The sequence below is a fragment of the Rhodococcus spongiicola genome, from assembly GCF_004011835.1.
Classification (GTDB): Bacteria; Actinomycetota; Actinomycetes; order Mycobacteriales; family Mycobacteriaceae; genus Prescottella; species Prescottella spongiicola.
Genome location: NZ_RKLN01000007.1, coordinates 42,060 through 54,074, shown reverse-complemented (window position 1 = coordinate 54,074; position 12,015 = coordinate 42,060). Strand labels below are relative to the sequence as shown.

The following is a 12,015-nucleotide window of genomic DNA, read 5'->3' as shown; positions in this document are numbered from 1 at the left end:
CTGACCCAGTGGGATCGGGTTCGGGTACGACTGGTTCGGAAATCGGTTCACCTCTCACGGCACGATCGGCGCGATCTTCACTCACCCCGCCATCATCCCCTACCCGGCGGACAAACCGGTTACCCCACCCGGGCCGACTAACCTGTTCGTCGTGCCACTGTCGTCGAAGCTCCTTCACTCCGGAACCGCGCTAGTCGCGGCGACACTCTCCCTCTCGGTGCTCACCACCGCCTGTAGCTCGAGTGGTCAAGCCAGTCCCGACGCGATCGGGGCCATGACGAACGAGGTCACTGTGCCGGTAACGGCCGCCACGACCGAGATCGTAGACGCGGGCGCCGAGCCGAGGGCCGTGGTGCAACTCCAGCCCGCGGAGGGCACCCGCCAGGAGGCGCAGCTGGTGACGACCGCAACCGTGTACCAGCAGATCGACCAGCAGGAACCGCAGGATCACTCCGACCCACCGTTGACGATGCCGCTCGCCGCGGTGGTCACGCAGGCCGCGACTGAGGCAACACCCGCGACGACGATCGAACTCACCCTGGGAACCCTCACCACCCCGGACGACGCGACGAACGAACTCCTCGAACCGGCGACGGATTCGCACGCCGGTTTCACCATGAACCGCTCGGGTGCGATGACGGCCCTGCGGCTGCGGCCGGATCCCGACGCTCAGAACAAGGCCAGGTCGATGATCGAACAGGCCTTTTTCCAGGCCGTCTACCGAGCCGTCGCGTTTCCGGAACAGCCGATCGGGGTGGGCGCGGTCTGGAAGATCCACCAGCGGGTCACAAGCGCGATCGCCCTCGATCAGGTGACGACCGCGACGCTCGTCGAACGCGATGGTGACCGACTCACCGTCGACGTCCGAGTGGAGCAGTTCCCCCAGACACCGGTCTTCGAACTACCCAATGGAACGGGCACGTTGGACATCGACTCGTACGAAATGCAGGGTTCGGGAACCGTGGCCATCGATCTGCGCTCCCCGCTCCCGGTCGACGGCTCGATCACTATCGAAGGCTCCCAGTCGTTCAGCGATGCCTCGGACACGATCCAACTGCGCCAGACCACCAGTGAGCGGGTTCAGTGGGGGCAGTGACTCTCAGCACGGACTCTCAGCACGGACTCTCGGCACCCTCCCCGAAAACGGCCGATGCCGGCGCCACCTGTCGAGTGGCGCCGGCGTCGTCGTGAAGATTCGAACTATGCGGCAGGGCAGGCCGGTGAGGTGAGCTCAGCGAGCTGTACCAGCTGGCACGCGTACTGCTGCGACATCTTCCACTGACCGTCCTCCGCTACGAAGTCCACGGTCGCCGGATTCGTCTGACCATTGATGACCAGGTTCACACCGGCCGTCACGGTTTCGGGCCCGGTGGGAGTGACGTCGATAACCTCGATGGTCGCGTTGTTCTGCTTCGCTGCCCCGACCACCTGGTTGATGAGCTCAGGATCCTGCTCGGCCCCCTGGACCAGCGACACCTTCTCCTCGAGCGGGATGCTCTCGTCGAAGACCTTCGCGAGGTTCGCGTTCAGGTCCGCCGGCGTCGGTGGGACCACCTCAGGCGCGGCCGCGGTCGTCGTCTGCATCGCCGTCGTGCGCTCGGTGGTCTCGGCGCCACCATTCGAGCAGGCGGAAATGGTGAGCGCGGCTGCGAGCGCCACACCGGCGATGGTCATCTTCCGGAGCTTCAAGTGCTTTTCCTTTTCGTTCTCGTTGTCATTCACGGTCGAACATCGTGCGAGACCCGGCTGACGCACGGTCCACGTCCCAGCCATGGCGCAGGTTCACGGCAAGGGTACCGTTAGTGAGGCTTCCCTCACCTCAGGCTGTCCACGACATCAGCAGCAACCAGGTCACAGTGGGTGTCGTCGAATGTACGTGACGGCCCCGGTCCTGTGCTGCGTGTCTCGAATCGCACCGTCACCACACCGTGCCCAGCACCCTGCACCCATCCGTGGCCGTACGCGGGGTGCGAGACATCGAGCCCCGGCGTCCATCGCAGCCCACTGCCATAGGCAGGGGCGTAGGACCGATCCTCTGCCGTCCCATCGTCTTCCAATTCTGGAACACCCTGGTCGAGCTCCGGAAACAACGAGCCCTGACTCGCCGCGGTCAGACTGCCGAAGCTCACGCCTACCAAGCGGACCGGACCGAGTTCGAGCGGATCGATCGCCTGGCGCAGCGCGGCCGCGGTGAGGATCTGCAGGTCCGTCGTCGCGTATTGCAACGTAAGCGAGCGTGTGACAATGCTCATATCCGCCTTTCGTAGTTTCAGCACGACGGTTCGGGCGGCTCTACCGTCCCGATCCAGTCGTCGGTGCGCTGCGGCGGCGAGGGCCTCGATCGCCCGCCGCAACTGCCCCATCGTGACGATGTCCTGCGCGTACGTGGTCTCCGCGCTAACCTGCTTCGCGTCCGCTCGCTCCGCGACCGGGCGGTCGTCGATTCCGCGAGCGAGTCTCTGCAGACTGGGGCCGACCGTCGCCCCGAGCACCGAGACCACGTCGGCATCGGGCAGGTTCGCCAGCGCCTCGATGGTCTCTATCCCAAGTCGTCTGAGCTTCTCCTCGGCAACCGGACCCACGCCCCACAACTTCCGGACCGGCAGTCGGCCCATCAGTTCCTGCTGGACGTCCGGGGAGACGACCGTGACCCCATTCGGTTTGGCGAGGCCCGACGCGATCTTGGCCACCTGTTTGCCCCCACCCGCCCCGATCGAGGCCACCAACCCGGTCTCGGCCATCACCAGCGCGCGCAGATCCTCACAGTAGCGCTCGACCTCAGCCTTTCCCGCGCCCGCGAGTTCAGCAGGTTCTCCGAATGCTTCGTCCAGCGACAGCTGTTCCAGTACAGGCACTTTCATACGCAAAGCGTCGAACACCTGGCGGCTCATGTGCCCGTACAGCGCACCCCGTGGAGGCAGGACGACAGCAGCCTGACCCACCAACCGGCGGGCCTGGTGCATCGGCATCGCCGATCGTGCTCCGAACGCCCGCGCCTCATAGCTCGCACCGGCGACCACTCCGCGACCGCCGAGTCCCCCGACGAGCACCGGACGGCCCCGCAACGTCGGCCGGGTCAGCTGCTCGACCGACGCAAAGAACGCATCCATGTCGAGGTGTAGGACCCACCGCCGACTGCGCGTGGGGTCGGGGACGGCAGTGCTCACGGATGCAAGATACGCCGGACGGACGACATAAGACCTGCGCCGCCCGACCGGCGTGTGACTCGTGGCTCAGGCCCTGGCGATGGTGGCGCGCACGCCCTCGCCGAGGTCGACGACGGCTTCTCCGCTCACGTCGCCGATCTCGAGGGTGGTCGCCAGGATCTCGCCTGCGATCAGATCCCGGTGCCGTGTCGCCCACCCGAGCCGTTCGGTCGGCACCTGCAGCCTGACCGAGATCCGGTCGGACACCTCGAGTCCCGCGTTACGCCGCGCGTCCTGAAGCTCACGGATCCGGTCCTTTGCCCAGCCTTCGGCCTCGAGTTCCTCGGTGACCCGCGAGTCGAGCACGACCAGGCCCGCCCCGTCCGGCAGAGCCGCCGTCGACTCGGGCTCGGCGGCGACCAGTCGCTGCGTGTACTCCTCTGGGAGCAGCTCGATGCCCTCGGCAGGAGCGGAGCCTGCGGAGCGACCCGGCTGCACCGTGTCGGAGCCTGCGGAGCGACCCGGCTGCACCGTGTCGGAGCCTGCGGAGCGACCCGGCCAGACTGTGACGACCCCGTGCTTCTCGGTCCAGTCACCCGCTTTGACCGCCTTGATGACCGCCTGCACGTCCCTGCCGAGACGCGGACCGGCAACGCGGGCGTTGACCACGAGTTCGAATCTGCCGTGGACGTCGACGTCCTCGGTGAGATCGACCTTCTTGACGTTGACCTCGTCGGCGATCAGCCCGAGGTACGGTCGCATCTTCTCCGCATCGGGTGCCGCGACGGTGACCTCCGGCAGCGGCAGGCGCACGCGCAGGTTCTGCGCCTTTCGCAGGCTCAGCACCGTCGAGCAGACCGTACGGACGTCGTCCATCGCGGCGACCAGCTCCGAGTCCGCCGGCAGCTCGCTCTCGGCCGGCCAGTCGGCGAGGTGCACCGAGCGGCCGCCGGTGAGTCCACGCCAGATGACCTCCGTCGCCATCGGCAGCAGCGGGGCTGCCAGGCGAGTGGCAACCTCGAGAACCGTGTGCAGCGTGTCGATCGCGTCGCGGTCCTCGTCCCAGAACCGGTTGCGTGAGCGGCGCACGTACCAGTTGGTGAGCGCATCGCTGAAGGTCCGTAGTTCATCGCATGCACCCGCGATGTCGGTGACTTCGAGTGCCTCGCTGATCGCGTTCCGCGTCGCGGCGAGCTTCGCCAGGATGTATCTGTCGAGCACGTTCGGCGAATCGGTCCGCCATTGCCCCGGTTTGGACGCGTACAGCTGCAGGAAACTCCACGCGTTCCACAGCGGTAGCAGCGCCTGACGCACTCCCTCCCGGATGCCCTGCTCGGTGACGATCAGGTTGCCGCCACGCAGGATCGGTGACGACATCAGGAACCACCGCATGGCATCCGAGCCGTCGCGGTCGAAGACCTCCTTGACGTCCGGGTAGTTGCCCTTGGACTTGCTCATCTTGAGGCCATCGTCGCCGAGGACGATGCCATGCGCCGCAACACATTTGAATGCTGGGCGGTCGAACAGCGCCGTCGCCAGGACGTGCAGCGTGTAGAACCAGCCACGGGTCTGCCCGTTGTACTCGACGATGAAGTCGCCCGGGTAGTGCGAGTTGAACCAGTCCTTGTTCTCGAACGGATAGTGCACCTGCGCGTAGGGCATCGAGCCCGACTCGAACCAGCAGTCCAGCACCTCCGGAACCCGGCGCATCATCGACTTCCCGGTCGGGTCGTCCGGGTTCGGGCGGACCAACTCGTCGATCATCGGCCGGTGCAGATCCGTCGGACGAACCCCGAAGTCACGCTCGAGTTCGTCGAGCGAGCCGTAGACGTCGACCCGCGGGTAAGCTGGATCGTCCGACACCCACGCCGGGATCGGGCTGCCCCAGTAGCGATTTCGGCTGATGTTCCAGTCACGCGCACCCTCGAGCCACTTGCCGAACTGGCCGTCGCGGATGTGCTCCGGTACCCAGGTGATCTCCTGGTTGAGTTCGACCATGCGGTCACGGAACTTGGTGACCGCGACGAACCACGACGGCACCGCCATGTAGATCAGCGGCTGCCCGGAGCGCCAGCTGTGCGGGTACGAGTGTTCGATCGTCTCGTGGCGCAGCAGCTTGCCCGCCGCCTTGAGGTCCTTGATGATGACCGGGTTTGCATCGAAGACTTGGAGACCCTGGTAGTCCGGCACCATGGAGGTGAACTTGCCACCCGCATCCAGTGGCTGGGCAATCCCGATGCCGTTGGCCGTAGCGCACTCCATGTCCTCCTCACCGAAGGCTGGGGCGAGGTGCACCACGCCGGTGCCGGAGTCGGTGGTCACGTAATCCGCGGCCAGCACCCGGTGCGCATTCTCGTGGCCCTTGCCCGGTCCGTGGAAGAAGTCGAACGGCGGCTGGTAGGACAGCCCGACGAGGTCACTGCCCTTGTACTCGCCGAGCACCGCAGGAGACTCTCCGAGCTCGCGTGCGTAGTGCCCGATCCGCGCTGCCGCGAGAACGTACCGCTTGTCGTCGGCGCCGACAACGAGCACGTAGTCGACGTCGGGGTGGACCGCAATCGCGAGGTTCGACGGCAGCGTCCACGGCGTCGTGGTCCAGATCAACGCGTTGGCGCCGTCCAACTCGCTGCCCGGCGCGTGCAGCACCATGTCGACCGTCACCGCCGGGTCCTGACGCATCTTGTACGCATCGTCGAGGCGGGTTTCCTGGTTCGACAGCGGCGTCTGCTCGTACCAGCTGTACGGCAATACCCGGAAGCCCTGGTAGATCAGGCCCTTGTCGTAGAGCTCCTTGAACGCCCACATGACGGACTCCATGAAGTCCAGATCCAGGGTCTTGTAGTCGTTGTCGAAGTCCACCCAGCGCGCCTGCCGCGTCACGTAGTTGCGCCATTCGTCGGTGTAACGCAGCACCGACGATTCGCAGTACGCGTTGAACTCGGCGAGACCCATAGCGTCGATCTGCGACTTGTCCACGATGCCGAGCTGCTTCTCCGCCTCGAGTTCGGCGGGCAACCCGTGACAGTCCCAGCCGAACCGGCGATCGACCTTCTTCCCACGCATGGTCTGGAACCGCGGGACCACGTCCTTGACGTACCCGGTGAGGAGGTGACCGTAGTGCGGCAGGCCGTTCGCGAACGGTGGACCATCGTAGAAGACGAACTCCTCGGCTCCCTCGCGGTTCGCGATGCTGGCCCGGAAGGTGTCATCCGCCTCCCATGCCGCGAGCACTTTTTTCTCGAGGTCCGGAAAGGAGACAGCACCGGTTGCCCGGCCACCGAAGAGATCGACCCGCGGGTACGCGTCGTTCGCCTGGGGAGAGGTGGATTCGTTACTGGTCAACGCGTGGCTCCTCGTGCCCATCTACCGGCACGGGGACGACGGCGACGCCCTGTGCGCCGCTACCGCGGTACCACCCCGCTTGCCCATCACGCGTGCGCGACGAGCCACTCGATCAAGGCTGTGACGGGCCCACCCGTTCGGGTCTAGTAGGCCCGATGGTGGTCACGTGAAGTGAGCGCATCGAACCGTTCTTCCGAAGGCTCCCCGGTGATTGCCGGATCGTCGCCATATGTGCGTTTCAGTCTAGCCCTGAGTCGAACTCGGGACGGTATCAGCCGGGTCCGTACGTGAGGCCTTGGTCAGGTGTCCCGGTGCCTCGACCCGGCCGAGTTGTTCGAATCGCCGGATTTGTCGACGGGCGTGCCTTTCTTGTCCGCCAACGCACTGACCAGTAGGAGGACGGCACCCACGATGCAGGCCGCGATGCTTCCCCACGCCCAGACGACGGATCCCGTCGTCAGAGCGATCACCAGCATCGCGAATCCAACTGCTGCGAGAAGCAGCGTCGTGACCAGCACAATTCACCCTCTGTTCGAGAGCCGCCGGCGTCGGCTCGGTCAGTTGTTTCCCTTGGCGAAAGACTGCCTGAAACCGGACTGTGAACCGGACTGGCCGAAGGCGTCCTGGCCACCGTCGACCGGCACAGCCGAGCCACGCTGCTCCAACTCCTCGAGTTGCGACTCCAGGTATGACTTCAGGCGCACACGGTACTCGCGCTCGAAGGTCTTGAGCTGCTCGATCCGACCCTCGAGAACCGACCGCTGCTGGTTGATCGTCGCCATGATCTCGGTGTGCTTCTTCTCGGCGTCGGCTTGTAGGGCGTCAGCCTTCTCCTTGGCCTGGCGCAGCTGGGTTTCCGACCGCGTCTGAGCGTCGGACAGGAGCGACTCGGACTTCTGCTTGGCTTCGCCGACCATCGTCTCCGACTTGGTGCGCGCCTCTGTTACCAGACGCTCCGAGTTGACACGAGCATCACTGAGCAGCTGCTCGGCTTCGAGCTTGGCCTCACCGGTGAGCCGGTCCGCCATCTCCTGAGCGAGGCCCAGGACCTTGGCCGCCTGCATGTTGGCGTCTTCGGTCGGGTGCGGCGCCCCCTTCTGGGGTTCGACGACCCGGACCGGTTCCGGCTCCGGCTTGGGAACGGGCGGCGGCGCCGCAGCTGCCGCAGCCGGGCGGGGCGCCTTCTTCGCGTCGGCCAGTTCCTGATCGAGCTCACCTACGCGCTGACGAAGATCGGTGTTTTCCTCGATGAGTCGCGCTAGCTCCTGCTCGACCAGATCGAGGAAGGCGTCGACCTCATCCTCGTTGTATCCACGCTTCCCGATCGGGGGCTTACTGAACGCGACGTTGTGCACATCGGCTGGAGTTAACGGCATGGAAGGATCCCTTCACGCGTCAATTGGCGGTCTAGCACGCATTGTGTTCTAGCGCGTTGCGCGTACTTCTTAACCATTTCGTTACCCTGTCACACACTAACTGCCAGCCCATTCTGTCACACCAAACCTGGAGGTGACGCCAGCCCGGATACCACCTGCATGAGGATGAACAGCAGAAACAACAGCACCATGATCGAGAGATCGAGACGAACCCCGCCGAGGGATATCGGCGGAATGAGTCGGCGAAGGAGCTTCACTGGCGGGTCTGTAACCGTGAAGATCACCTCGAGCACGACCACGACGAAACCCGTTGGTCGCCAATCCCTGGCGAAGACCCGGATGAACTCGACGATGATCCGTCCGATGAGCAACAACCAGAATACGAACAAGATCACGTAGATCACCGAGAACACGGCCACACCTTCACTCTGCCTCACAACAACCGGTCGATCAAAACCATCCGCCGAGCAGAGGCGCGCATCACACCCACAGGGCCGGATCGCGCACTCCTCGACCGCAGCGGTTACTTCTGGTTGTAGTAGCCGGTCTCCGCGATACGACGACGCTCCTCGGCCGAGACATCGACGCCGGCGGGCGAAAGTAGGAATACCTTCGTCGCAACCTTGTCGAAGGATCCCCGGAGCGCGAAAGCGAGGCCTGCCGCGAAGTCCACCAGCCGCTTGGCATCGGCGTTGCTCATCTCCACGAGATCCATGATCACGGGGTTGCCGTCGCGGAACCGCTCGCCAATCGTCCGGGCCTCCCCGTAGTCACGAGGACAAAGCGTCGTGATCTTCGACAGTGGGCCGCCTTCGTCGACGAGTGAGCGCCGGCCCTCGAGTCGGTCCATACGCGAGTCGACGGCCAGCGAGCCGCGGGTCGTTCCCCGTGCGCCGGCGCTGGGCATCGGACGAGTCGGGCGCGTCGGCATCGGCTCGACAGGCGTCGGCTGACGTGACGCGGCGCCGTAGCGATCGAAATCGTCTACCTCGTCGCGACGAGTGGAGGGGTACCCCGGCTCGGAGTAGTCACGGTGCGGCGGCCCGGGCTCATCGATGTAGTCGTCCTCGAAGTCTTCGAGGGGAACCATGCCGAAGTATGCCTTGAACTTGTGCAGAGTGCTCATTGATCGACCTTCCTGGGCGCGGCGATCGGGTACTTTGCGAAAGCTGCGGCCGACCGCATAGATCAGCATAGATCTAAATAGGATGAGCGGTCTCAGAGCCACCGCTCGTGGTGGACTGACGATCTTTGCGTGTGGCAGATGTTCACGATGTGACTGGTGATTATGCCGAGATTATCGGACGCTGACCGAGGATCGCGGTTCCGACACGCACACAGGTCGATCCGTGGCGGATCGCCGCTTCCAGATCACCAGTCATCCCTGCGGACAACACGGTTGCGGCCGGGTGGTCACGCAGCACACCGGCGTGGACAACAGCGAGCCAGGCGAAGGCCTGGTCCGGATCGGAATCGACCGGTGGCACCGACATCAGCCCACGGAGAGCCAGATTCGGCGACGCTGCCACGTGCGCCGCGAGAGCGTCCACTTCCTCCACCGCGACACCACCGCGCGCCGGATCGGTGTCCAGGCTCACCTGGAGCAGCACTTCGAGTGGACCGGAACGGGTCCCGTCGTCACGCGCGACACCGACGGCCGCATCGAGGGTATCGGCCAACCGGACGCTGTCCACCGAGTGGACCGTGTCCGCCCACCGCACCACGGACCTGACCTTGTTCCGCTGAAGTCTGCCGATCATGTGCCACCGCACGACGTCGACGACGCCGGAATCGGCTCGGAACTCCGCGATCTTGGTACTCGCCTCCGGTTCGCGCGACTCGCCGAACTCGCGGCAGCCGAGATCATAGAGGGTCCGCACGTCCGAGGCGGGGAAGAACTTCGTCACTGGAAGCAATACGACTTCCGCAGGATCACGCCCCGCGTCCCGGCACGCCGCGTCGAGTCTCGTACGGACCGCAGCGAGTGCCGATGCTATGTCGTTGCGCCTAGCTGTGTCGTCGCGCCTGCCCATCCCGACCGTCAACTCGTCTCCGTCAATCTTGTCCTGATGAATCCAGCCAGATCACCGACGCGAATCTGCCGGTTGGAGCGCCCCGGCGGTGGCTGAACAACGTCGGATCCTCGATCGTGCATCGCGGATCCTCTGCGACACTCGAAACGCCTATTGCCAGCAGTTGCCGCCGCAGCCCCGCACGCAGGTCCAGTCCTGGAGTGCCGTTCACGGTGCGAGTCGCGCTGCCGGGGAGGAACTTCTCGACGTCGGCCTGCATCGTGGCCGGAACCTCGTACCTGCGTCCGCTGGCGGCCGGCCCCAGGAAGGCCCCGATCCGCTCCGGACGCGCGCCCAGTTTGATCATCGCGCCGACGACCTCTGGAACGATGCCGACCCGGGCTCCGATGCGACCGGCATGCACGGCTGCAATCACACCCGCCTCGTCATCGGAGAGCAGGATCGGCACACAGTCCGCGCTCAGCGCTACCAAAGCAAGGTCGGGCTCCTTGGTCACGAGTGCGTCCGTCACCGGCACCGGACCGTCCGCGGGAGCGCGAGGACCGTCGACCACCGTCACGTTTCGGCCGTGGATTTGCTCCATCCACACCAGACGCTCTAACGGCAGCCCGATGCCCTCGGCAAGCCGCCGACGATTGACATCGACGGCGGCGGGGTCGTCACCGACGTGGTCACCGAGGTTGAACGAGTCGTACGGTGCTGCGGACACACCTCCGGCCCGGGTCGTGACGACCCGCCGGACCCGTAGACCACTTACCAATGCCCTCTTCAACGCTTCATGAAAATGGGAACGTCAACATCGTCATCATCGTCCTCGTCGTCGCCCGCCGGCACAGCGCGCGAAGCAGAGTTGCCGCCGAGCGGGGGCAAGCTCGAACCCCCGGTTGGTGCTCCGACCTCACGCGAAGCCACATGCGGTGCTGGAGTGGTAGTGGACGGCGTGGACGCGGCACGCTCGGGTCGACCGACCTCACCGGCTCGTCCGGCACCGATGTTCCCTCGTCCGAGCGCGGACTGAACATCGATCGGGCGCTTGGCCGGAGCGCCACCGTCGAAGCCGGCCGCGATCACTGTCACACGGACCTCGTCGCCGAGAGAATCGTCGATGACGGTTCCGAAGATGATGTTGGCGTCGACGTGCGCGGCTTCCTGAACGAGCGAGGCCGCCTCATTGATCTCGAAAAGACCCAGGTCCGAGCCACCGGCAATCGACATCAGGACGCCGCGCGCACCGTCCATCGACGCCTCTAGCAGCGGCGAGTTGATCGCCGACCCGGCGGCCTTGATAGCCCGGCCGTCGCCCTGCGCCGTCCCGATGCCCATCAGCGCGCTGCCGGCACCGGACATGACGCTCTTGACGTCAGCGAAATCGACGTTGATCAGGCCCGGAGTGGTGATCAGATCGGTGATGCCCTGAACGCCGTTGAGGAGCACCTCGTCGGCGCTCTGGAACGCGTCCGTCAGCTTCATATTCTCGTCGCTGAGCTGGAGCAGCCGGTCATTCGGGATCACGATCAGAGTGTCGCAGGATTCACGTAGCGCGGTGATGCCCGAGTCCGCCTGCGATGCGCGACGCTTACCCTCGAACGTGAACGGGCGCGTTACGACGCCGATGGTGAGAGCGCCGAGCTTGCGGGCAATGCTCGCCACGACGGGCGCGCCGCCGGTGCCCGTGCCACCGCCTTCGCCCGCAGTCACGAAGACCATGTCGGCGCCTTTGAGGACCTCTTCGATCTCGTCTTTGTCGTCCTCGGCAGCCTTGCGGCCCACGTCCGGGTCGGCGCCCGCGCCGAGTCCGTGGGTCAACTCCCGCCCGACGTCGAGCTTGACATGGGCGTCGCACAACATGAGTGCCTGCGCGTCCGTGTTGACCGCAATGAACTCGACTCCCTTGAGTCCTTGGTCGATCATGCGGTTGACCGCATTGACGCCGCCTCCGCCGACACCGACGACCTTGATGACGGCGAGGTAGTTGTGCGGGGGCGTCATAGGCTCTCGCCTTCCGTGAGTGGATTTCGCGCTGGTACTAGCGAGGGGGAAACCCTCAACCTCAACCACAGGGTCGAGGTTATGTCAAGTGGTTTGCTACAACGAAACGCTATGCAGTGTCACAGCGAT

Annotated in this window: 11 protein-coding genes; 1 reads left to right on the top strand and 10 read right to left on the bottom strand. The window is 65.2% G+C overall.

Annotated elements, in window-relative coordinates; translation table 11 throughout:
• Positions 1-151: 151 nt before the first annotated feature.
• Positions 152-1,096, top strand: a complete 945-nt coding sequence (locus EF834_RS16980; RefSeq protein ID WP_127948411.1) for a hypothetical protein — start codon at positions 152-154, stop codon at positions 1,094-1,096.
• 104 nt (positions 1,097-1,200) lie between these two features.
• Here EF834_RS16980 and EF834_RS16975 read toward each other — a convergent pair whose 3' ends face one another.
• From EF834_RS16975 to ftsZ, 10 genes are all read right to left on the bottom strand, one after another.
• Positions 1,201-1,674: a hypothetical protein gene (locus EF834_RS16975; RefSeq protein WP_235871292.1), complete on the bottom strand. Its 474-nt coding sequence runs from the start codon at positions 1,672-1,674 to the stop codon at positions 1,201-1,203.
• Positions 1,675-1,814: 140 nt separating this feature from the next.
• Positions 1,815-3,167 (bottom strand): DNA polymerase IV, encoded by a 1,353-nt coding sequence (locus tag EF834_RS16970; protein WP_268961050.1) that lies wholly within the window; start codon positions 3,165-3,167, stop codon positions 1,815-1,817.
• A 66-nt stretch (positions 3,168-3,233) separates the two neighbouring features.
• A complete protein-coding gene (gene ileS, locus EF834_RS16965) occupies positions 3,234-6,509 on the bottom strand; it encodes an isoleucine--tRNA ligase (protein WP_206615317.1) in 3,276 nt (1,091 codons plus the stop codon).
• A 278-nt stretch (positions 6,510-6,787) separates the two neighbouring features.
• Positions 6,788-7,006: a hypothetical protein gene (locus EF834_RS16960; protein WP_127948408.1), complete on the bottom strand. Its 219-nt coding sequence runs from the start codon at positions 7,004-7,006 to the stop codon at positions 6,788-6,790.
• A 39-nt stretch (positions 7,007-7,045) separates the two neighbouring features.
• Positions 7,046-7,864 (bottom strand): DivIVA-like cell division protein Wag31, encoded by an 819-nt coding sequence (gene wag31, locus EF834_RS16955; protein ID WP_127948407.1) that lies wholly within the window; start codon positions 7,862-7,864, stop codon positions 7,046-7,048.
• A gap of 116 nt (positions 7,865-7,980) precedes the next feature.
• Positions 7,981-8,283: a YggT family protein gene (locus EF834_RS16950; protein ID WP_127948406.1), complete on the bottom strand. Its 303-nt coding sequence runs from the start codon at positions 8,281-8,283 to the stop codon at positions 7,981-7,983.
• Positions 8,284-8,387: 104 nt separating this feature from the next.
• The gene (locus tag EF834_RS16945; RefSeq protein WP_127948405.1) at positions 8,388-8,990 is read right to left on the bottom strand and encodes a cell division protein SepF; all 603 of its coding nucleotides are present in this window, start codon (positions 8,988-8,990) and stop codon (positions 8,388-8,390) included.
• Positions 8,991-9,150: 160 nt separating this feature from the next.
• Positions 9,151-9,897, bottom strand: coding sequence for a YggS family pyridoxal phosphate-dependent enzyme (locus tag EF834_RS16940; RefSeq protein WP_127948560.1), 747 nt, complete (start codon positions 9,895-9,897; stop codon positions 9,151-9,153).
• Between the two features lie 22 nt (positions 9,898-9,919).
• Positions 9,920-10,669, bottom strand: a complete 750-nt coding sequence (gene pgeF, locus EF834_RS16935; protein WP_206615316.1) for a peptidoglycan editing factor PgeF — start codon at positions 10,667-10,669, stop codon at positions 9,920-9,922.
• On the bottom strand, positions 10,666-11,886 hold the full coding sequence (gene ftsZ, locus EF834_RS16930; RefSeq protein WP_127948403.1) for a cell division protein FtsZ: 1,221 nt from the start codon (positions 11,884-11,886) through the stop codon (positions 10,666-10,668). The genes pgeF and ftsZ overlap by 4 nt, the downstream gene beginning before the upstream one ends.
• Positions 11,887-12,015: the final 129 nt, after the last annotated feature.